This window comes from Rhizohabitans arisaemae (assembly GCF_025996515.1).
Lineage (GTDB): Bacteria > Actinomycetota > Actinomycetes > Streptosporangiales > Streptosporangiaceae > Rhizohabitans > Rhizohabitans arisaemae.
This window is the reverse complement of the sequence record NZ_BLRH01000060.1, coordinates 579,269-601,828: the sequence shown is the minus strand read 5'-3', so window position 1 is coordinate 601,828 and position 22,560 is coordinate 579,269. Positions and strand designations below refer to the sequence as shown.

The 22,560-nt window shown below is 69.7% G+C and carries 14 protein-coding genes and 1 tRNA gene; 10 read left to right on the top strand and 5 right to left on the bottom strand.

Annotation, left to right across the window (positions count from 1 at the left end; genetic code table 11):
* Positions 1-31: 31 nt before the first annotated feature.
* Positions 32-105: transfer RNA gene (locus tag RUR_RS31245), tRNA-Gly, on the bottom strand.
* 113 nt (positions 106-218) lie between these two features.
* Here RUR_RS31245 and dcd point away from each other — a divergent pair.
* Positions 219-794: a dCTP deaminase gene (gene dcd, locus RUR_RS31240; protein WP_283138813.1), complete on the top strand. Its 576-nt coding sequence runs from the start codon at positions 219-221 to the stop codon at positions 792-794.
* A gap of 21 nt (positions 795-815) precedes the next feature.
* Here dcd and RUR_RS31235 read toward each other — a convergent pair whose 3' ends face one another.
* The 3 genes from RUR_RS31235 to RUR_RS31225 form a co-directional block, all read right to left on the bottom strand.
* A complete protein-coding gene (locus tag RUR_RS31235) occupies positions 816-1,598 on the bottom strand; it encodes a hypothetical protein (protein ID WP_283138812.1) in 783 nt (260 codons plus the stop codon).
* Positions 1,599-1,899: 301 nt separating this feature from the next.
* Entirely contained in the window at positions 1,900-2,733 is an 834-nt protein-coding gene (locus RUR_RS31230) for a hypothetical protein (RefSeq protein ID WP_283138811.1), read from the bottom strand.
* Positions 2,734-2,973: 240 nt separating this feature from the next.
* Positions 2,974-3,807, bottom strand: a complete 834-nt coding sequence (locus RUR_RS31225; RefSeq protein ID WP_283138810.1) for a hypothetical protein — start codon at positions 3,805-3,807, stop codon at positions 2,974-2,976.
* Between the two features lie 443 nt (positions 3,808-4,250).
* Between RUR_RS31225 and RUR_RS31220 the strand changes: the two genes are divergently transcribed.
* The 3 genes from RUR_RS31220 to RUR_RS31210 all read left to right on the top strand — a co-directional run bounded on the left by RUR_RS31220 (position 4,251) and on the right by RUR_RS31210 (position 6,897).
* A complete protein-coding gene (locus RUR_RS31220) occupies positions 4,251-4,868 on the top strand; it encodes a DUF47 domain-containing protein (RefSeq protein WP_283138809.1) in 618 nt (205 codons plus the stop codon).
* Position 4,869: 1 nt separating this feature from the next.
* Positions 4,870-5,874 carry an inorganic phosphate transporter gene (locus tag RUR_RS31215; RefSeq protein ID WP_283138808.1) on the top strand — a complete coding sequence of 335 codons (1,005 nt, stop codon included), beginning with the start codon at positions 4,870-4,872 and terminating at the stop codon, positions 5,872-5,874.
* A 339-nt stretch (positions 5,875-6,213) separates the two neighbouring features.
* Positions 6,214-6,897, top strand: coding sequence for a lysophospholipid acyltransferase family protein (locus RUR_RS31210; protein WP_283138807.1), 684 nt, complete (start codon positions 6,214-6,216; stop codon positions 6,895-6,897).
* A gap of 3 nt (positions 6,898-6,900) precedes the next feature.
* Here the strand turns inward: RUR_RS31210 and mshD are convergent, their stop codons facing one another.
* Positions 6,901-7,806, bottom strand: a complete 906-nt coding sequence (mshD, locus tag RUR_RS31205) for a mycothiol synthase (protein ID WP_283138806.1) — start codon at positions 7,804-7,806, stop codon at positions 6,901-6,903.
* A 135-nt stretch (positions 7,807-7,941) separates the two neighbouring features.
* Here mshD and RUR_RS31200 point away from each other — a divergent pair, with 135 nt between their 5' ends.
* The 6 genes from RUR_RS31200 to RUR_RS31175 all read left to right on the top strand — a co-directional run bounded on the left by RUR_RS31200 (position 7,942) and on the right by RUR_RS31175 (position 22,502).
* On the top strand, positions 7,942-9,678 hold the full coding sequence (locus RUR_RS31200; RefSeq protein ID WP_283138805.1) for a bifunctional metallophosphatase/5'-nucleotidase: 1,737 nt from the start codon (positions 7,942-7,944) through the stop codon (positions 9,676-9,678).
* 660 nt (positions 9,679-10,338) lie between these two features.
* Positions 10,339-11,211 carry a DUF4132 domain-containing protein gene (locus RUR_RS31195; RefSeq protein ID WP_283138804.1) on the top strand — a complete coding sequence of 291 codons (873 nt, stop codon included), beginning with the start codon at positions 10,339-10,341 and terminating at the stop codon, positions 11,209-11,211.
* The gene (locus tag RUR_RS31190) at positions 11,208-16,031 is read left to right on the top strand and encodes a DNA-binding protein (RefSeq protein ID WP_283138803.1); all 4,824 of its coding nucleotides are present in this window, start codon (positions 11,208-11,210) and stop codon (positions 16,029-16,031) included. The genes RUR_RS31195 and RUR_RS31190 overlap by 4 nt, the downstream gene beginning before the upstream one ends.
* Positions 16,032-16,099: 68 nt before the next feature.
* On the top strand, positions 16,100-17,245 hold the full coding sequence (locus tag RUR_RS31185; protein ID WP_283138802.1) for an ATP-binding protein: 1,146 nt from the start codon (positions 16,100-16,102) through the stop codon (positions 17,243-17,245).
* Positions 17,242-20,697, top strand: a complete 3,456-nt coding sequence (locus RUR_RS31180; protein WP_283138801.1) for a vWA domain-containing protein — start codon at positions 17,242-17,244, stop codon at positions 20,695-20,697. The genes RUR_RS31185 and RUR_RS31180 overlap by 4 nt, the downstream gene beginning before the upstream one ends.
* Positions 20,694-22,502, top strand: a complete 1,809-nt coding sequence (locus RUR_RS31175; protein WP_283138800.1) for an SWIM zinc finger family protein — start codon at positions 20,694-20,696, stop codon at positions 22,500-22,502. The genes RUR_RS31180 and RUR_RS31175 overlap by 4 nt, the downstream gene beginning before the upstream one ends.
* The last annotated feature ends 58 nt before the right edge of the window (positions 22,503-22,560 follow it).

The window sequence follows — 22,560 nt, the reverse complement described above, 5'->3', positions numbered from 1 at the left end:
GGACTCAACCCCTGACCTGGGCCTTTGTGGGTGGAGCGGGTGACGGGAATCGAACCCGCACTGTCAGCTTGGGAAGCTGATGTTCTGCCACTGAACTACACCCGCGTGCGCCGTACTGAAGGAAACGGCTGCGGGTAACACTCTAGCGGACTCTGCGGATGTGTGCGCCCCATGAGATGTGCTGAGGGCACCCGTCTGGCGTTGGTAGGTTGCTGAGCGTGCTGCTCTCCGACCGTGATATCCGTGCCGAGCTGGAGGCGGGGAGGGTCAAGCTGGATCCGTTGGATCTCGGCATGATCCAGCCGTCCAGCGTCGACGTCCGTCTTGACCGTTACTTCCGGGTATTCGAGAACCATCGGTACCCGCATATCGACCCTGCGATCGAGCAGCCCGATCTGACTCGGCTGGTGGAGTCGATGGACGATGAACCGTTCATCCTGCATCCGGGGGAGTTCGTGCTGGCGAGCACCTATGAGCTGGTGACGCTGCCGGACGATGTCGCGGGGCGGTTGGAGGGGAAGAGTTCGCTGGGCCGGCTGGGGCTGCTCACCCACTCGACCGCTGGGTGGATAGATCCCGGTTTTTCGGGACACGTAACGCTGGAGTTGTCCAACGTCGCCACCCTGCCGATCAAGCTCTGGTCGGGCATGAAGATCGGGCAGCTCTGCCTCTTCCGGCTGAGTTCACCGGTGGAGCATCCGTACGGCTCCGCGGCGTACGGTTCGCACTACCAGGACCAGCGTGGGCCGACTCCGTCCCGGTCCTACCTGAACTTTCATCGGACCAAGATCTGAACCGGCCCGCCGTCGAAGCGGTCAGCCGGCGCGTAGCCTGTTCACGGTCTCCTGGATGGATTGAGACAGGCTCCCACCGAGTTCGTCGCTGGGAGTGACGAGGTGGGCCGGAGGAGCGGTGATGTCGGCCGGAGTGCCCCAGTTTCGGAAGCGGATGTCATTGGTGACAACAATCTGGAATTTCGAGACCGGGCCATACGAGGTATGGAAGCGCTTGGGCAGGTTGTCCTTTCCAAGCCAGAGAGTCCAGTTAATCTGATCCGTTGAGATTTCCGGGGAACGCTTGGTACCGCGGTAGCTGTTCGTCTTCCTGTCGAACGTCGCCTTGGCGAGGAGGTTTTTGAGCGTTCCTGGGGCAAGGATGTCAAAATGGATGGCGGACCAGGAATCCTTCGCACTCTCCTCCACCGGGCTGCTCACCCATTCGACATCTGGGCGGATAAGGGAGTTAAGGCCGCTGTCTCGAACATAGACGGTGCCGTCGACCACGATGGTCCGGGTGGGTCTTCTCTCTATCCTGTCGGAAATCTGGGTCTTGTCGAAGGAAGAAATCCCTGTCCTGGACAGCTTGATTACGCCGCTCGATTCATGTATCGATGCACTAAGGGTTTTCTCCATAAAGACCGTCGCATACGTTTCTGTCTCGTTGAACCGTACCCCGGCTCCCTTGGCGAATTCCGCGTTGAGCGCTGCGATGACCGCGCCGGGGGTGGGGATCGGGTTAGATGGGCCCGAAGATGCGTGAGCGGTGCCCGCAATCGGCACCAGCACGGCTACTGCCGTGAACATGATCCAACGCCTCATGAATCATCATGCTGCTTGCCCAATGTTACCAACGAGGACATAAAAAGATCTCGTTCTGTGCAACCAGGAGATTGAGCATAGAAATACAAGCTCGACACGGAGTAATCAGGGCATGGCATAAGGTATATCCCTGATCACTGGAAGATCGGAAATCCCCACTGCCTCCGGTGGCACATCCGTACGATTCCGCATCGAGGGCCGACACCGTCGCAGTCCTCCCTGAACTTTCATCGGACCAAGACCTGACACCGCCTGCCGTCGGAAACGACCGCGAACGGCAGGCGAAGCGGGAAGTGGTATGTCAGGGCCGGCTGAAGGGGATGGACAGTCGGGGAAGACCCTCCCTTTCGTTTCCGGGGACAACCAGGTGGGCCGGCGGCTTGGTGATGTCGATCGAGGTGCCCCAGCTTTGGAACCGGGTGTCGCCATGGGTGATCAGGCGGCCGGTACCGTCGATCAGGGTCGTCGAGGTTGTCAGGCGCTTGGGCAGGTTGTCCTTCCCAAGCCAGAGTTTCCAGTTGACCTTGGCCTTCAAGTCTCGAGGCTTGACCTTGATCGCGGATCCCGGTGCCAGCACGGTTCCGAGTGCGATGGTGCCGGAGAAACTGTTCGACTCCTTGTCGAACTTGGCTTTCGCGAGCAGGGTTTTCAGCATTTCCGGCCTGAAGAGGACAACCGGGCCCTGGGACCAGTAATCGGGTGGGATGAGCCTGGTGGGAAGGCTTATCCATTCCGCGTCCCCGATGTAGAGCTCGTTGAGTGCGCTGCCCCCGAAGTACGCGGTGCCGCCGACCAGGACGGTCCGGATCGTCACCGCGTCGTTCTTGGTGAAGTAGGACGCCAGGGTCACGTCGGCGGAGGAGACCCCGGTCCTGCCGAGATTGACCACGCCACTCATCTTCAAGGTCGAGGCCGATGCGGCACCACGCTTGGGTTTCGCGGTGGTTGTCACGGTTTCGCGGAACCGGACCCCGGCGCCTTGGGCAAATCGCTCCTGGAGCGCGATGAGGGGGGCGATCGAGGGCGCGGTGACTGCCGGCTCCGGGCCAGGTGGGCCGGTGGGGGGCGATGCGTAGGCGGCATTGCCGAGGGGCATCAGCACAGCCGCCGCCATGATCGCAATCCAATGCTTCATATCTTGATCTTGCCTGGCAGGCGGACCTCTTGACATTACGGATTCATGTCATTCAGGAAGAAAATCACAATGAAGCCGATAGTCGGCCTAAGCCTTATACGTGTCATACAAGGCATATATCTCACCGATCTGGTGGAGTGTCGACCGGTATGTACTCCGCGGTATCGCAGGGGACCCGCGGGCTCGCCGACCGGGAACCGCCTGCCGTCGACGCTGCACAACGGCAGGCGGAGCGGTACGTCAGAGCCTGTCGAGCGGGCCTGGGGGAAGCGGGAGCTCCGCCAGGTCGTCGATGGAGGAGACCAGGTGCGCGGGGGGAGCGGTGATGCTGACCGGGGTGCCCCAGCCCCGGAAGTGGATGTCGCTGGTGTTCACCAGGTTGCCGAGCTTCTTATCGACGATCAGCGTCATCGAGGTCTTCAGACGCTTGGGCAGGTGGTCCTTCCCAACCCAGAGCTTCCAGTCGATTTTCGTCGTGGAGAGGACCGATTTGGTGAGGGGGAGGTTGGCCTGCGGAGACAGGGCCTTGCCGAGCGGGATGGTGCCGCTGTAGCTGCTCGTCTTCTTGTCGAACTTGGCCTTGGCGAGCAGGCTCTTGAGCGTCCCCGGAGCGAGAAGGTCAACCGCGCTGTTGCTCCAGAGGTTTACCGAGAGTCCCTCGACGGGCGTGCTCACCCATTCCACATTCGTGGGGAGCAGTTCGGCGAAGAGGCTGCCCCGCAGGTACGCGGTGCCGTCGACCAGGATGGTCCGGAAGGTGGTCTTGCCACTCCCCGGAATGTCGAACGCCAGGGTCGAGTCGGAGGCGGAGACCCCCGTCTTGGTCAGCCCGACCACGCCGCTCGCTTTGTAGACCGCCTGCGACTTGAGGCCCCGCTTCGTGGCGAAGCCCGAGGTCACGGTCTCGCTGAATCGTACTCCGGCGCTCTTGGCGAACTGCGCGTCAAGCGCCGCCACCGGGGCGGGGGTCGCGGTGACCGAGGCCGCGGGTTTCGGTGCGGGCGGCGCCGCGTAGGCGGTGCCGCCGAGGGGGACCAGCACGGCCGCCGCCGTGATCGTAATCCAACGCTTCATACATATTGATCTTTCCGAACTATCAGACCCGTTGATGTCACGAATCCATCTCATTCAGTGAAATTGTGGTCGGCGAATGGCCGTGACGGGCTCGACGGGTGATCACCTAAGAACGTGATATATGCCACATGGCGCATATATCACATCAAATGACTGCCGGTCCCTTGGCTGCGGGCAGTCAAGGTGGGAGAACCGCCGGCGGTCGCCCGGCCAGCGACGAGGCTCCGGAACACCCCGGCGGCTCTGGACTCGCGTGTTGAGTTTGTCAAGATCATGTTAAGTCCTCGGCAAGTCAGCCGACTCTCAGGTATCTCCGTGGAAAAACGGGGCATGCGTGTGGTGAGCAGTAGGCGACACGCAGGGGTGTAGGTACCGAAGTTCGCATTTCTGCTGGTTACCCGTAGCATCCTCTGCGGACAGTCCCCGCACATCTGGAGATCGACGTGCGTCTGCGTCTCACCCCACGTGAGGACAGCTACTACGAGTTGTTCGCCGAGACCGGCAACAACCTCGTGACCGCCGCTCGGCTGCTGGTGGAGATCATCAGCGACGGTGCGGACCGCGAAGGCCTGGCGGAGAAGATGCGCGCCTGCGAACACGCCGGCGATGAACGCACCCATGCGATCATGCATCGTCTCAATGAGAGCTTCGTCACGCCGTTTGACCGTGAGGATATCTACCGACTGGCCTCCAACCTCGATGACGTCATGGACTTCATGGAGGAGGCGGCCGACCTGATCGTGCTCTACCAGGTCGACCAGCTTCCCAAGGAAGTGGTGCGTCAGGTGGAGGTCCTTGAGCGTGCCGCCGAACTGACCGCGGCGGCCATGCCCCGTCTGCGGTCCATGAAGAATCTCAAGGAGTACTGGGTCGAGATCAACCGTCTGGAGAACCAAGCCGACCAGGTCTACCGGCGGCTGCTCGCACGGCTCTTCAGCGGAGAGTACGACGCGCTCATGGTGCTCAAGATGAAAGAGGTCATCGACGCGCTGGAGCACGCCGCGGACGCCTTTGAGCACGTGGCGAACACCATCGAGTCGATAGCGGTCAAGGAAAGCTAACTTGGAGCTTGCCATCTTGATCGGCGTCGTCGTCGTGGCGCTGATCTTTGACTACACCAACGGCTTTCACGACGCGGCGAACGCGATCGCGACCTCGGTGTCGACGCGTGCCCTTACCCCTCAGATCGCGCTGCTGATGGCGGCGGTGATGAACTTCCTCGGCGCCCATCTGGGCACCCAGGTGGCGCAGACGGTGGGGAAGGGCATCATCGACACTCCGGCGGGCGTCCACGGTCTCATCGTGGTTTCCGCGGGTCTGGTCGGCGCGATCACCTGGAACATGATCACTTGGTACTACGGGCTCCCCTCGTCCAGCTCCCACGCCTTGATCGGGGGACTGGTCGGCGCGGCCATCGCCTCGGCGGGGGTCGACGCGGTCAAGTGGGTCGGCGTCTTCGAGAAGGTCGTCATCCCGATGATCCTCTCGCCGCTCGTCGGGTTCCTCCTGGCCGGAGCCATCATGGTGGCTATTTACTGGATCTTCCGTCGGGCCAATCCCGGTAAGGCCAACCGCGGCTTCCGCTACGCGCAGACCGCATCAGCGGCCGCGATGGCGCTGGGCCACGGCCTCCAGGACGCCCAGAAGACCATGGGGGTTATCTTTCTCGCACTTTTCACCACGGGGTATGTAAAAGCAGATGATCCCATTCCGCAGTGGGTCATCCTCGCCGCCGCCGGTGCGATCTCCTTGGGGACGTACGCCGGAGGCTGGCGCATCATGCGAACACTCGGGCGCAGGATCATCCACCTGGACCCACCTCAGGGATTCGCGGCGGAAACGGCGGCTTCCACCGTTCTGTACGGGGCCGCGATCGGCCTCGGCGCTCCCATCTCCACCACTCACACGATCACCAGCGCGATCATGGGCGTCGGCGCCACCAAGCGCCTCTCCGCCGTTCGCTGGGGCGTGGCCGGCAACATCGTGACAGCCTGGATCTTCACCATCCCCGCCGCGGCGCTGGTGGCCGCCGTCACCTACTACATCCTCAGCTGGATCCTCGAGTAACCATCGAACCCCTGGTGGATCGTCTCTGCACGGGAGGTCCACCAGGCGCGGTGCTCCCAAGTCACTACATTTCCCTTCTGTACGGCCGCTACGGCGCCGATCGCGGCCCCTTTGGCATCCCAGCCGTACGGGGCCAAGCCCCGGCCGCCCAGGGCCGTAGGACGCCCATGCGGCGCCGCGGCACCGCGTCGAGCTCGAGCGCTCCACGGCCGTACGGTGAACAGGCTCCACGGCCGTACGGAGAACAGGCGGTGTCCCGGCCGGATGAACGTCGCGGTGACGCCGGGTTCGCAGGAGTAGGTCATAGGATGAACCGGGCGTGATCCGAGGGGAAATCCAATGGTCTATTGGTTGCTCAAATATGTTTTCATCGGGCCCGTCGCCCGGCTTGTCTTCCGGCCGAAGGCGGAAGGCCTGCACCATATCCCCGAGGAGGGTCCGGCCATCCTCGCCGGAAACCACCTTTCCGTCTACGACCCGGTATTCCTCTCGCTTGTCGTCAAGCGGCGGATCTATTATCTCGCCAAGCTTGAGTACTTCACCGGAAAGGGCGTGCTGGGTTTTCTTTTCGGCAGGGTCGTGGGGGAGGCGGGCGCGATCCCGGTGGACCGTTCCGGCGGAAAAGCGGCGACGACCTCGCTGGACATCGCCGGGCGGGTAATCGAGAAAGGCCGGTTGTTCTGCCTCTACCCGGAGGGCACCCGGTCACCGGACGGGCGTCTGCACCGGGGGAAGACCGGGGTGGTCCGGCTCGCGCTGCGGACGGGTGCCCCGGTGATTCCCGTGGCGATGTTGAACACGCATGAGATCCAGCCGCCCGGCAGAATCCTGCCGAAGATCAGGCGCGCCCGGGTGCGGATCGGGGAGCCTTTGGACTTCTCCGCCCACCGGGGGCAGGCCGGGGATCCGGCGACGGAACGGCGGCTCACCGATGAGGTGATGAACGCCCTGCAGAAAATCTCCGGCCAGGAATACGTCGATGTCTACGCCAAGCGCAAGCCGGGCGGATCCGCGACCTCGTGACGTCTAACGGCGGTACATGACGTCGGTGTCCCACACGGCGAACCCCAGCGACTCGTAGAGCCGGACGGCCGCCCCGTTCTCCTCGTCGACGTAGAGCAGCACCTGCCCGAGCCCGCGGGAACGCAGGTGGGCCAGGCCGGCGAGGGTGAGGGCGCGACCGAGCCCGCCGCCTTGCTCGTCCGGGTCCACGCCGACGACGTAGACCTCGCCGATCGGCTCGTGCCCATGCTCGCCCTCCGCCCCGTGGATCTTGGTCCAGTGGAAGCCGACGAGTCGTCCGTCCCGCTCGGCGAGGAAGAACCCGGCCGGGTCGAACCAGGGCTCCCCCTCCCGTCTCCCCAGGTCGGCCGAGGTCCAGGCGCCCTGCTCGGGGTGGGTGGCGAAGGCCTTGGCGTTGAGCCGGAGCCAGGGCTCCTCGTCGGCCCCGGGCCGGAAGACACGCAGCCGTACCCCGTCCGGGAACACCGGCTCGGGCAGGTCGGCGAAGAGCGAGCGCCGCATCTGGTGCAGGGTCCGGATCTTGGCGAAGCCCAGTCCGGCGGCGAGGCGTTCCGCGCCGTCGTGCCGGCCGTGGGCCCAGAGCCGGAGTCGTCCCCCGGTGAGCTCCAGGACGGCCCCGGCGAGCCCGCGGCCGTACCCCTTCCTCCGGTGGGCCGGATGGACGACCAGTTCGCCGCTGGGACCCTCCACCGGGTCGGTGGGGTCGACGTGGGCGTACCCCACGACGGCGCCGGTCTCCTCGTCGACGGCGAGTACGGCGTACGCCTGGGGGTCGCCGCCGTACCTCAGGTGGAGCATGACGTGTTCGTTGAGGGGCCGGACCCCGTCGGCGGCGGTCGCCGCGTCGACGAGGGCGAGGACTTCGGCGGTCTCGGCCGGGTTCAGGCGTTCTCTGGTCACTGTTCGCACAGGACTAGTTAAGTCTCCCAGGGTTCTCGATCATGACAAGGGGGCAACTTAGGCAAAGAACGCCAGTTCCATCACCAATTAATCGTTGTCTATATGACATTTCACACCTGAACCTGCCGTCTAGGGTCGTAGGTCATGACGTCTCGATCCCTCACTCGGGTGGTCCTCGCCACCGCGTTGGCCGCCTCTGGGCTCGCGCTCGCGACCGTCCCCGCCACCGCGGCGGGCCCCGACGCCGCGACAAGCGGTCACTCGACACCCCAGACGGTGCCGGTACGGCTGCTCGCACTCAACGACTTCCACGGCAACCTGGAACCGCCCACCGGATCATCCGGCCGCATCGTGAACGAGGCCGGCGCGACCGTCGAGGCAGGTGGCGCGGCCTACATCGCCGCACACCTGAAGGCGCTGCGCGACGAGAACACCCTCACCGTGGCGCAGGGGGACATGATCGGCGGAACGCCGCTGATCTCGGCCGCCTACCACGACGAACCGAGCGTCGAGTTCCTCGACAAGATCGGCGTCACCGCGTCCGCGGTCGGCAACCACGAGTTCGACGAGGGCTACCGGGAGCTGCTCCGCATCATGAAGGGCGGCTGCCACCCGGTCGACGGCTGTTCGCCCGCCGGGCCCTGGAAGGGGGCCGGGTTCGACTACGTCGGCGCGAACGTGCTGCTGAAGAAGTACAACCTCCCGGCGATCCCCCCGTTCACGGTCCGCAAGGTCAACGGCGTCAACGTCGCGTTCATCGGCGCGGTCACCAAGACCACCCCGACGATCGTCACCTCCGACGGCATCAAGGACATCAAGTTCATCGACGAGGTGGAGGCGGTCAACAAGGCCTCCAAGGTGCTGCGTCTGCTCGGGGTGAAGGCCCAGGTCGTCCTCGTGCACGAGGGTGACCAGGTCCACGCGGGACAGAGCCCGGACGCCTGCTCGGCCCAGCCGAGCGCCGGCTACCGGATCGCCACCCAGTCCGACGCCGAGATCGACCTCGTGCTTGAGGGCCACTCCCACCAGGCCTACATCTGCACGGTCAAGGACCCCAAGGGCAACGACCGGATCTACAGCCAGGGCTCCTCGTTCGGCCGGGTCATCACCCAGGTGGATCTGCTGGTCGACAAGCGGACCCGGGACGTGGTCCGATCCTCGGTCCGCGCCGACAACCACGTGGTGACCCGAACCATCACCCCAGATGCCGAAATTTCGGCGTTTGTGCAGACCTGGAAGGACCGGGTGGCCCCGGTGGCCAACCGTCCGATCGGTAACATCACCGCGGACATCCGCCGCAGCCAGGCGCCCTCCGGCGAGTCGGCGCTCGGCAACCTGATCGCGGACGCCCAGCTCGCCTCGACCAGGACCGGCGGCAACGCGGTCATCGCGCTGATGAACCCCGGCGGGGTACGGTCCGACCTGAACCACGCGCAGAGCGGAAGCGAGGGCGACGGGGTCGTGACGTACGGCGAGGCGTTCACCGTCCAGCCGTTCAACAACCTCATGGGCGTGGTCACCATGACCGGTGCCCAGCTCGACGCACTGCTCGAACAGCAGTTCCAGCCGCAGCCCACCGGGACGATCCTGGAGCGCATCCTGTCGCCGTCGTCCTCCCTCCGCTACACGATCAACCGTTCCCAGCCGGTCGGCTCCCGGGTCTCCGACATCAAGATCGACGGGGTGCCGGTCGCCGACACCACCTCCTACCGGGTGGCCGCCAACAACTTCCTCCTCGGCGGCGGAGACGCGTTCAGCGTGTTCACCCAGGGCACCGACCTGTGGAACGGCCCGCTGGACATCGACGCCCTCGCCGCGTACCTCACCGCGAACTCCCCGATCTCCCCGCCCGCGACCGACCGCATCACCGTGGCGGGCTGACGACGCACTTCCCGGAGGGGCGAACCACACCAGGTTCGCCCCTTTTGGCGTCTCACCCCGGTCCGGTACGGCCTGCGGTGGCTCGCGGGGATACGGATTAGGCTGCCGACGGCCAGGCGAAGCCCGTATGTCCGGTAAGGACGGCGTGCTCGTGACTTCGGCCGTCGAGCGTTCCGGCGAAGCCCGTACCGGATGGGTTGCGTGGAGGGCGGGCCGGAGTTAAGGCAGGTCCGGTACGGCCTCCGGCGGGCTCGCGGGGATGCGGATGAGCTGAGCTCGCCTGCCGGGGGCCAGGCGAAGCCCGTACGTCCACCGATGTCCGGGGAGGGAGGTGTTCGGGTTTTCGGCCGTCGAGCGTTCCGGCGAAGCCCGTACCGGATCGGTCTTCTGGAGAGCGGGCGGGTCCGGTACGGCCTCCGGCGGGCTCGCGGGTCGCCGGCGCCTTGGCCAGGTGGCTGGGCTCCGGAGCCCGGCGTGACGTTCCCGCAGGTGTCAGCGGGGCGCGATGGCGCCCGGATTCTGGCGAAACAGTTGGGCGATCGCCGATGGTTCGTCCGCATATGGGTTTTGTCGGAAGACGGCGCTACGGTTCCCCGCATCACTCCACCGGCGGATGCCGTGGGCGGAGTGGATCCTCACGACATGAAGGGCTGAGCAACGTTGGGATGGCTGGCAGCGGGCGACGGTTATGAGATCGCTCTGATCGACGGCAAGGTGGCGGCGCGCCCCACCGGCGGCCGTTCAGCGGGGAAATTGCTGAAAAGCATGCCGAAGGCGCTCCGTGACCATGCCGAAGTGGATCGACTCCGCCGCCTCGCCGAATGGCTGGATCGCCACGCGCAGGACTGCGTGGCCCAGGTCGACGCCTGGATGGTCTCCTCACTACCGATTCCGGTCGAGGTCCTCACCTCGGTGTGGCCGGACGAGGCCTGGCGGCTCGCCCTGCGGGACACGGTGGTGGTCGGCGCCGGCCCCGATGACGTCGGGCTGCTGCGCGGCGTCACCGGCGCCGGTGAACTTCAGCTCGTGAACCTGGACGGGGAGACCGTCCGAATCGCGCCCGCGACCGTCACGATTCCCCACCCGGTCCTGCTGGAGGACCTGGAGGACCTGCGGGAATTCGCCGCCGAGCTGAACGTGACCCAGAAGGTCGAGCAGATCCACCGCGCCACCTGGCGTAAACCCGGCGAGCCGCTCGCCGGAAAGCACCAGGTGGAGACGTTCATCGGTGGCACGTACTCCTCCAGGTTCGGCCTGGCGGCACGTGCGGTGAACAGCGGTTACCGGGTGAGCGGAGGGTACGCCACCTGCCGCGTCCGGGACGGGGAGCACGTGGTGGAGGCCGCCGTGTGGATCGGCGAGCCGTACTACTACGACGACGAGGCGGAGACGGGTGCGCTCGCCTGGCACGGTCCGGACGGCAGGCGGCTGGATTTGGCCGACGTCGGCCCCGTCGCCTGGTCGGAGGGAATGCGCATGGCGGCATGGCTGTACGCGGGGCGCAGGGTCGAGGAAGAGGAGAGCCGGGCATGAGCGGATCTGTGGTGAAGGCCGGTGGCATTCTTCCGCCGGGGGCCGAGGCGGAGGCGCGGGCGGCCGACGCGGTGCCGATGACGGCGCGCTCCTATCGCCATGCGGGACTCGACGACCGCGTGGTGGTCAGGCTGGCCGCGGCGGAACTGGGCCCCGCCGAGGACGCGGCCACCGCGTTCCTGGGTTTCGAGGCCGCCGCGGAGCCGGTCGCGGTCGGGTTCGGGCACCGCAAGGCGCTGGGGTTCCCCGAGTGGATCCTCGTCCACCATCCGCAGGACGGCAACGGCGCGCTGGCCGTCGTGCCCGAGCTGGACCGGGCGGCGCGGCAGGCTCGGACGAAGCCGAAGGCGGCACTGGATTCCTACCTGGCGATCGCGAAACGTCTCGCCGCATCGGTTCCGCATTTCCTGCCCACCTTCTACGAGCAGGCCGGGCGGGTTTTCCTCTCGGCGGAGAACGCGCGCTATGCCGCGCAGTTGTTCGGGCTGGCCCGCCGCGCGGAGAGGGAACACGGTCTGCCCGTCGACGAGGAGCGCCTCGACTCGGTCTTCCTGGAGTTCGCCCTGGCGGGTGCGCTGCCGGTCAAGGTCCTGGCCGACTATGCCAAGGAGTTGACGGCGAGGGTCCCATCCGAGGAGGCGTTGCGGCGCTTCGCCGATCTCTGTACGCAGCGGACGGCGGGTGGTCTGCCGCCGTCCCCGCAGATCTCCAAGGAGCTTCGGCGGATAGCGGTCGCGGCCGGTCCGGCCGGGGTCGCGGCAGAGGAGGAGTTCCTGCGTGTGCTCCTCTTCCAGCCGGGGACACTGCGGGCGTCCGCCGGTTGGTGGAGGTCGCAGCAGAAGGAGATCATCGCGCTTGCCCGCAAGGACGAGGCGGTGCGGATCCATCTGCTGGGGATCATGCCGGCTGAGTCCGACGATGAGCTTGTCGGCATCTGGCTGGACATGCTCGAACAGGGCGGTGCGACCGCCGCGCTCGTGGATGCCGAGGCTCCGGGCCGGCCGAAGGACGGGACGGCCGGCTGGCTGAACCGGTTCCTCGCCTTCCGCATGCGCGGCCGGCGTCACGTGAGCGCTCTTCCGCTCCTGTCCGACCTGGTGCGGCGGGCCGCCGATGTGCTCCGCGCCGAACTGCGCGGTGGAGGTATCCAAGCGCCGGGCGACATCGATCTGCTTGACCTGATGCTGGAGTTGGAGATACCGGTCGTCGTGTCGGACCACGGCTATCAGGCGGCCATCGAACCGTGGGCGACATCGGAGGGGCGCCGGGATCTGACCCTGCTGGCGGCCGACCCCCGTTTCATCAAGGGTTTTCATCAGGCGCTGAGCAGTCTGCAGTACGACGCCAGAATGGAGAACCACCTGCGGTTGCTCGCCGGCAGTCCCGGAGGCGCCACGCTGGTGGCCTCCTGGGTTCGCGAAGTCGCGGATGCCGCCACGGAGGGGGGCCTGCCCTCGCTGCCCGAGCAGCTGGAGGAGCTGTCGTGGATCCCCGGTGCGGCGCTCGGCCTGGCCGAGGCCGAGGTGCGGAGGGTGCTCGACGCCGATGTCGCGCAGGCGCTGGCCCGCACCCTGCGCACCGGGCTCATGGACGAGTTCACCTGGCCCGCGTGGGAGGAGGCGTTGGCCGACCTGGTCCCCGCCGACAACCCGGCGGCCCTGCTCGTCGCCGACGCGTGGCCGGGCCCGATCGTGGCCGGTGGACGTGAGGTCCGGGTGCTCGGCCGCGACGGTCCTCTGCTCACCCACCAGCTGCGTGTCACCGGCATAAGCCGTAGGGGCGAACCGGGCTTCCACCTCGTGGACGGGCAGCTGCTCGTCTTCTGGGAGGACGAGGGCGACGAACGGATCAAGGGCTACTGGCATGAAGACCCGGGCAGGGTGCTCAACCTCGACACCAAGGGGGTGAAGCCGCAGACCGCCGTCAGTATGTACTGGTTCCGGGACAACCTGCCGCCGGCCTATCCCGCTCCCGGCGGCGGGCGGGTGACCACGGCCGGAATTCTGCGGGCCGGCGACGCCTCGGCGGGCTCGGGCCTGCACCTGATGGGCGACGGGGTTTCCTTCTGGATCTGGCAGGGCGAACGCCCCGATTGGACCCTGCACGAGTACGACCCGGCGACCGGGAACGTCGGCCGGGCGAGCCTGCCGGCTTTCCTGGCCGACGCCGACGCCGCCGCGCCGGAGGGCGCACAGCGTGTGTCGGGCTTCACGGTGCCCATGTCGGCCGACTCCCCCGATTTCGCCGATTCCCCGGTGGGCCGGCCCACCGGCGGGGTTTACGCGCTGCACGTCGCCCGGCTCGCGGACGGCACGCTGAAGGCACAGGACGCGGCGGGGCGGACCGTCGCCGTTCCCGGGAGCGACGAGCGGATCCTGAGGCTGGTGATGTTCCCCGGATCGGACCGGCCGCGGGTTCTGATGTCGAGAGGGACCTGGCACCTGTCACTCCTCGACGAGGAAGGGGTGTGCACGGCGACGTTCAAGCGGGACGGTGTTCCCGGCCTCTACGCGGACGCCACCCGCCTGCTGCCGCCGCCCCGCTACTGGCACCACCTGCGGCCGTGCGACCCGCAGGGGTCGGCGGCACTGCGCCGCGTCGACGCCGAGACGGCACGCGGGCTGCTGGCCGCGGTGCCCGTCGTTCGGAGCGGGCCCGACGACGTGGCGTGGGTCGCCTCCGTACTGCCTGAAGTGACCTCGGCCAAGTTGCTTGCCGGTATCGCGGCGGTGGTGCGCCTCGCCGCCGAGCAGGTCCGGAACCGGGCCGAGGTCGTCAAGAGGATCGAAGCGTCGCTCACACCGGGGAACGCACCGCGGTTGGTCGCCGGCCCCGGCGACGACGCGATCGCCGCCGCCCTCGCCGGGCTGGTCGACGTGAACGGGTACTACGCCAAACCGGAGGCGTACGGGCTGACGCAGATCGCCGCGCTGGCGGATGCCGCCCGGGAGGGAGGCGCGACCGATTGGCCGTGGGGTGAACAGGTGTTTCCGTTCTCCGCGGCCCCCGCCCCTGAACTGCCGCGGACGGGGTTTCGGTGGTGGCGTGCCCTGGAGGTGCTCCCGGCCGTCGTCTACCGGGCGGTTTCCCCGGCCGTCGCCGCCGAGCACTCCGAGGCCGCCGAAGCCCTCATTTCGGCCTTGGCGGGGCTCGGCGGTGTGGAGGGGCGGTGGCGGCTGCTCACTCTCGGCCTCACCGCGCAGGCCGCCGAGGCGGGTCAGGATTTCCGGTGGCGGCCCGGGCTGATCCCGTCCGGCGGACCGGCGCTGTTCGCGCTGCTGGAGCATGGGAGAGATCGCGGCGCCGATGTTTTCACGGTCCTGGTCCACGACCCGGAGGGCGGGGCCGAGCCGCCCGCCCCGTTCGTCGTCAGGGACGACCGGCCCGCCTTCCCCGGGCTTGGCGCGGAGGTGCTCGCTGCGTTCGTACGGGTACGGGCGGACGGCCCCATCCCGTGGCGGCCCGAGGCAGCCGAGGAGTTCGCCCGTCTTACCGGGGTCACCCAGACCGTCGCAAAGCTGATCATCGCCGGTGCCCCCGACGGGCTCACCGCCGAGGCGCGGGCCGTTCTCGGGGTGAAGGCGGCCGACGCCCGCTTCGCCGAGGGGGAACTGGGGCGTTGCGAGGAGAGGTTCCTCGCCCAGGTCCTCTCCGCCCTGGTGCCGGAGGACCCGGCCGAGCTCCGGACCGCCGGGCCGCGGGTGGCCGAGGCGGCGGAGATCTGGAACGGAAAGTTCGGCAGGCGGCTGCCCGTACCGGAAGAGCTGCTGTACGCAGTCCCCAAGTCCCTGAGCCGGCCGCTTCTGCGGGACGTTCTGGAGCCGGAGCGTTCGCGTGGGCTGACCCGCGATCTGCAGTGGAGGATCGAAGGGGATCGCGCCAGGTCCGACGGCGACGACGGGTTCACCCCCGCGACGCTGAGCCATGCCGTGCCGATGCTCGCCTGGCTCGCTCACCGGCTTCCGGTGGGCGACCCGCTGCGGGACCGGCTGCCCGCGGGCCTCGCCGCGGTGCGGGCGAGGCTGTCGGCCCCCGGGATCCTCCTCTCGCTGGACAACTATGTCGATCTCGAGCGTTTTCGTGAGGTCGCAGGCACCCCCTGTGAGACGACGCCGCTCTACGAGCGCTACGGCCCCGTCATCCTCGCCTTGGCCGACCTGATGCCGCTCCCGGCACTCGATTACGCCCGCTTCACCGAAGAAGGACTCGACGATCCGCACGTGCGGTTGCTCCTGTCCATGCTCCAGGAGTCACATCCCTTCCCGGTGGTGCTGGACGCCGTGCGGCTCGCCCACGACGACGCCTTCGCCTCCCTGCTGGAGAACCCGGGCGACCCCGCGGCGGGACAGCGGGACGAAGCGGGTGTGTGGTGGCCGCAGGACCCTTCCCGCTCCGTTCCCGACGTCGTCGTGGAAGCGGCCAAGACGTACGGCGTGAGTGAGGACGCCGCCACCCTCTACCTGATGCTGCTGGCCATGCCCGACCCGGCTGACCGGAACACCCGGCGCTGGACCGGGTGGAAGCCCGCCCGGTTGAAGGCCGCCCAAGCCGAATTGGCGGGCGGCGACCTGATCGTGGACGGCACCCGGCGAGGGGCGGGCCGCTCCATGTTCCTCCCGGGCGCGTGGAACGACGCGGTCGGCATGGAGCAGTGGAAGACCCCGCTGTTCGCGTCGGTCGGCGGGGAACGCGCGCATCTGGGGACCACCGTGCCCACCGAGCCGATGGCCGACCTGTACCGGAAGGCGTGGCAGCGGGTCCAGGACGGGGACACCCCCCGCTTCGGGACCCTCGACACCCGGCCGAACCGCCGCCGCTGACCTGGCCATGCCATGCGGGGTCGCCCACCGCGGCGGCCCCGCCCCACTTCACATCCAGAAGGACATCGATGACAGCGATTGCCGAAGAGCGGGCACCGACCGCCCGCCAGATCGTTCCCGCCGAGGAGCGCCACGCCGACGAGCTGGCCTTTCTCGCCGCCGCAGACGGCGGCCCCCGCCCGCCCGGCTGGGCGCTCACCCCACGCGCCGTGGTCACCTTCATCTGCGGCAGCGGCGGGGAGAGCGTCGGCGCCCCCGGGGTGCCGTCCCGCGTCATCCCCGTCAAGTTCGTCGGTGAGCGTTCCCTCGTCGAGCGGTGCGTCGTCACCCTGGCCGGGGAGCGGGGCCTGCTGCTCACCGGCGAGCCCGGCACGGCCAAGTCGATGCTGTCGGAGCTATTGTCGGCCGCGGTCAGCGGCACCGGCGCCCTCACCGTGCAGGGCACCGCAGGGACCACCGAGGACGCCTTCCGCTACGGCTGGAACTACGCCATGCTGCTGGCCCACGGCCCCAGCTCCGACGCCCTGGTCGCCTCGCCGGTGCTGACCGCGATGCGGACCGGCCGGATCGCCCGGATCGAGGAGATCACCCGGTGCCTGCCGGAGGTGCAGGACGCGCTCGTGTCGATCCTGTCGGATCGGCGGCTCAGCGTGCCCGAGCTTTCCGGCACCGATCACGCCACCGTCTCGGCGGCGCCCGGCTTCACCGTCATCGCCACCGCCAACCTCCGCGACCGCGGCGTGTCGGAGATGTCGGCCGCGCTGAAGCGCCGCTTCAACTTCGAGACCGTCGACCCCATCGCCGACGCCGACGCCGAAACCGCGCTCATCCGCGGCCAGGCCACGGCCGTCGTGGAACGGGCGGGAGCGGCGTTCTCCGTCGACGACGCCGTGCTGGACGCGCTCGTCACCGTCTTCCGCGACCTGCGTACCGGCCGCTCCGGCGAAGGCTGGGACGTCGAACGGCCCGGCACCGTCATGTCCACCGCCGAAGCCGTCCAGGTCGCCGCCTCGATCGGTGTCGCCGCCGCCTATCTGCCCGCCGGGGACCCGCTCGACCTGCTTCCCGGCCACCTGCTCGGCGTGGTCCGCAAGGACGACCCGGCCGACCACGGCCGCCTCCTCGGCTACTGGGACGGACCGGTCCGCCGCCGGGCCGAGGACGGCGCCGCCCTGTGGCGCCGTCTCTGGGACGCGAGGAAGCACCTTCAGTGACGACTCTTCGCCTGGATCCCGCCGCCGAGCTGGAAGGACTGGCCGCCGGGACCAAACCCCACCTCATCGGGGTACGCCACCACAGCCCCGCCCTGGCCTCGGTCATGCCGGCCATGCTGGCGGAGGCGGCCCCCGATGTGATCTGCGTCGAGCTCCCCGCCGACTTCGACCGGTGGCTGCCCCATCTCGCCGACCCGGGCACCCGCGCCCCCGTCGCGTTGGCGGGGGCCTATCCCGACGGCGGCCTCGCGTTCTACCCCTTCGCCGATTTCTCCCCCGAGCTCGCCGCCGTTCGCTGGGCCTACGCCCACGGGGTGCGGGTCCGCTGCTGCGACCTGCCCCTCACCGCCACGGCGGACGGCGCCGCGGACCAGGCGGTGCAGGGGCCGCAGATCACCTTCGCCGCGGCCCTCGCGGCCAGGAGCACCGGTCGCGACGGCGACGACATGTGGGACCGCGCGGTGGAGGTCCTCGCACCGGGATGCGCCCCCGAAGCCGTACGCCGTGCCGGACTCGGTGTCGGATGGGCGTTACGCCGCGATGCGGAGGCCGCGGGCGGCGTACCGACGCGTGATCTCGTCCGCGAGGCGTACATGCGGAAGGTGGTCGCCGAGGCGGCGGCCGACGGCTCCCGCGTCACCGCTGTCATCGGGGCCTTCCACGCACCCGCCCTGACCGCTTTCCCAGGTGATGAGGTACCGCCTGAGGCGCGCGGGGAGGTGGTGACGTCCCTGGTGGCGTACTCCTTCGACCTGCTCGACTCCCGCTCCGGCTATCCGGCGGGCATCCGCGACCCGAGGTGGCAGCAGCAGGTGTACGCCGCGGGCGGCGACCCGGCCAAGATCGAGGAGGCGGCGGCCCACGTTGTCACCGCCGTCTGCCGAGCCCTGCGGGACGCCGGGCACACCGCCGGCACCGGCGAGGCCGCGGAAGCCTTGCGCGTCGCCGGCGATCTGGCCCGGCTCCGCGGCCTGCCCGCCCCGGGCCGCGGGGAGATCGTCGAGGCGATCACCACGGTGCTGGGCCAGGGGGAGCGGCTCGGTCGCGGCCGGGCCCTCGCCCGCGCGATGGAAGGCGTCCTCGTCGGCACCGAGCGCGGCCGTACCGCCCCCGGAACCCCTCGATCCGGCCTCGGGCCCGCGGTCGAAGCCGACCTGGAGGCCCTCCGGCTGCCCCGCCCCGACGAGCCCGGTCCCAAAGAGGTCAGGCTCAATCCGCTGGGATCCGCCCTGGACACACGCAGAGAACTGCTGCTGCACCGGCTCGCCGCATGCTCCGCCGGATACGGGGAGCAGCTGGAGGTGGCCGGTACCGGCGACGGCACCGCCCTCACCACCAAATGGCGGCTGGCCTGGACCGTCGCCGTCCCGGCCCGCCTCGACCTGGCGGGGGTCCGCGGCGTCACCGCGGCGCAGGCCGCCGAAGGCGCGTTGCGGGCGGCGTACCGCAGGGAAGGGGCGGACGGCGTCACCTGCGGGCTGCTGCTCCGGCAGTTGGAGGCCGCCGCCCGTTGCGACCTGCCCGGGCTGCTCGCCGACCTCGTCGCGGAAGCCGAGACCCTGCTGCCCTCCGCGGCCACCCTCGCCGAACTCGTCGTCGCCCTCGACCTGCTGGAAGCGGTCGGACGCGGCCACATCCCCGGGCTCACCGCCGACGAGCGCGTCGGCCGCCGGGTCCGGGCACTCGGCGACCTGCTCGTCGAGACCGCCGTGGCGGGCATCCCCGGGCTGGCGGGCAGTGACCGCCCCGAGGACGCCGTGGCGCTGGCCGGTCTCGCCGGGCGGGCCGCGGAGGACCGGCTCGGCCTGCGACTCGACGAAAGCCTCGCGGAACTGTGCCGCACCGGCTCGCCGCTGATGCAGGGGGCCGCGACCGCGGCCCGGGTCATGCTGGGCCTCGACGACTCGGCCGTCATGGGGGGACGGGTCGCTGGCTGGGTCGACGTCGCCACCCGGCCCGAGACCCGCCGGGCTCTCACCGGACGGCTCACCGGTCTCCTCGCCGCCGCCGGGCCCTTGCTCCATGCCGCCCCGTCGGCGCTGCGGCCTCTGATGGAGCGGGTGGAGAACCTGTCCGACGAGGGTTTCCTGGCCCGGCTGCCCGCGCTCCGGGGCGGCTTCGACATCCTCGGGCCCGCCGCCCGCGACCGCGTCCTCGCCGAGGTGCAGGACCGGCTCGGCACCCGCCCCGATCTCACCCTCACCGCGTCGCCCGGCATGCTGGCGACGTGGCATGGGGCCGATGCGGCGGGGCGGGCCGTTCTGGCGGCCCTGAATCTGCCGCTCCCGGTGGCGGAGGCGGCGGAGCCGACGCCTTCCCCGGCGCCGACGAGGGCGCCGGCCGTACCGCGCCGCATCGCCGCCGTCGATCGGTGGCGGTTGCTACTGGGGCGGGAACGGGGCGGCCTGCCCGCGTCCTGCCGCGGGTACGGGCGAGCCCTCGACGAACTGTACGGGGCGGGGAGCGGCGAAGGCTCCCAGGATCTGGGTGCGGGGACGGAGGCGTCGTTTCCGTCCGCCCGCGACTGGTCGGAGGAACTGCAGGCCCTGTTCGGCGCCGACGTCAGGGAGGAGGTCCTGGCCGACGCGGCCGCCGCGGGCCGTCTGGACGTCCTGGCCGAGCTCGACCCGGCTGCGGCGCGGCCTTCGGTCGAGCTGCTGACGGCGGTCCTCACCCTGGCCGGCGGGCTACCCGAGCAGCGGCTCGCCGCGTTGCGGCCACTCGTCCGCCGTATCGTCGAGGAACTGGCCCGGGAGCTGGCGACCACGCTGCGGCCCGCGCTGAGCGGCCTCGCCACCCCCCGCCCGACCCGCCGCTCCGGCGGGCCGCTGGACCTGCCGCGCACGCTCCGCGCCAACCTCGCCCACGCCCGCCGTACGGCCGACGGGCGGACGGTCGTCGTGCCCGAGCGGCCGGTGTTCAAGACGCGCGCCCGGCAGCAGGCCGACTGGCGGATGATCCTCGTGGTCGACGTCTCCGGCTCCATGGAGGCCTCGGTCATCTGGTCGGCGCTCACCGCGTCGATCCTCGCCGGAGTGCCCACCCTCTCCACGCATTTCCTGGCGTTCTCCACTCAGGTCATCGATTTCACCGACCACGTCAAAGATCCGCTCTCCCTCCTGCTCGATGTGAAGGTGGGCGGCGGCACCCACATCGCCGCAGGGCTCGCCCACGCCCGCTCACTGGTCACCGTGCCCAGCCGGACCCTCGTCGCCGTGGTCAGCGACTTCGAGGAAGGGGCACCCCCTGAAGGCATGCTGGGCGAGGTGCGGGCCCTGGCCCAGTCAGGGGTGCACCTGCTCGGATGCGCCGCCCTGGACGACCGGGGAGCCCCCCGCTACTCGGTGCCGACCGCCCGCAGGCTCGCCGCCGCGGGCATGCCGGTGGCCGCGCTCAGCCCCCTCGCCCTCGCCCGCTGGGTGGGCGACCGTCTCCGTGGAGAACGCGCGTGACCCCACTGATCCCCGCCGCCCCGCAGGTGGTCGCAGACGCGGTCGAGAGCCTCACCGGGCGGCTGAAGAAGAAACTCGACGGCGCGGTCGAGCAGGTCGCCGCCCTGCCCCGGCGGCAGGACGGCGGCACCGTCCACATCGGCTGGGGAGAGGACGCCGTCGTCACCCTCGACCCCGCCGGCGGCGCCGCGATCACCACGGGTGAACAGGCCACCTGCTCATGCCTGCTGGCCCCCCGCTGCCTGCACCGGGCGGCCGTCCTCAGCGCCTGCCCCATCGCCGACGACATCCGCACGGACGTGGCTCCCGACCTCGCGCAGCAGACGGCCGCGCCGTCATCGGCGGAGGAAACCTCCGCCGATGACGCGGAGAAGACCCCGGAGCTCACCGCCAAGCAGCGGGAGGCCGCGGCGGCGCTCTGGGAGGTCGCCTCCGCCCTGCCCGACGCGGGACTCCCCGGGGCCGGAGCCGTCCTCCAGGCGGAACTGCTCCGCGCCGCACACGGCGCCCGGCGCGCCGGATTGCCCCGGGCCGAAGCCCTCACCCTCACCCTGGTCACCGGCATCCGCAACATGCGGGACCGCCGCACCGGGCACCGTCTCGCCGACCTCACCACCACTCTCTGCGATCTGCTCCTGCTCACCCACCGCCTCGCCGCCGGGGAGAACCGGCCCGACCTGGTGGGCACGGTCCGCCGCCCCTACCGGGAGAGCGACGGCGGCCTGCGCGTCCACGGGCTGTGCTCGGAGCCCGTGGCCACCGCGTCCGGCTACGGGGGAGTCGTCACCCACCTCATCGCCGAGGACGGGCGCCGGTACACGATCGCCGACGTGCGGCCCGGCATGGCTTCCCGGGCCCGCGGCGCCCGTACCTCCACGGTGGCCCTGGGCAGCGCCGTGATCAGCCACGCCGAGCTCAGCCGAGGAGGGCTCCTCATCGCCGGAGCCACCGTCTCCGCCGACGGCAGGCTCGGCGCCGGGCAGGGCGTGCGGGCCACCCCGCTGGCCTGCCTCCCGTGGACGGAAGGGGCGGCGGCCGGGCTCTTCGCCAAACCGCCGGCCCGGGCCGCCGCCGAAATCCTCGACGACGAAGGCCCGGGACTCCTCGGCTGCGACGTGGAGATCCTCGGCGCCGAGGGCGACCGGCTCGTCACGCGTCTCCTCGGCGGCACCGGAGAACCCGACGGCCCGATCGTTCACCTCGTGGCCGCCAACCCCAACCCCGCCCTCGCCCACCAGGGAAACCTGCGGATGCTGGCCGGAGCCGCCGGAACCCGGATCCGCGTTCTCGGCACGCTCGACCCGGCCCGCTCCGCCACCCTGCTGCCGCTCGCCGTCGCCCCGGTCCCCGGCGCGGAGAACACGCTCACCCTGCCCGCCGACTGGAAGGGGCACGCCGACCTCGGCTACGACCTGATCCAGATGGCGCACCTGCCGCCGGGGACCCACGGGGTGCCGCAAGCGGTGGAAACCGGTCCGGACCCGCTTGCCGAAGCACCCCTGTGGCGGGTGAGGCGCCTCGTGGAGCTGGGGGTCTCCGCAGGCCGCCGGGGTGTCGCCGAAGCCGGGCGGGGAGTGGACGCACGCTCCCACGACGCGCCGCTGCGCCGGGCCGGGTTCGCCACCGGCGCCGAGCTCGGCCGGGCCCTCACCGCCGAGGCCGCCCGGCGGACCCGCGACGTGTTCGGGCGTTCGACCGGCGGCGATCGGGGGGAGTACGCGCGCACCTGGCTGGCCGCCGCCCTCTATGTCAGGGAGGTGGAGCGGGACCTGGTCAGAGCGTCCTGGGGGGAAGGCTCGCCTTGAGAGCCGTCCGGTCGGCGCCGTTCTCGCCCCGGCCCGCGGACGGGTGACCGTCTTACCC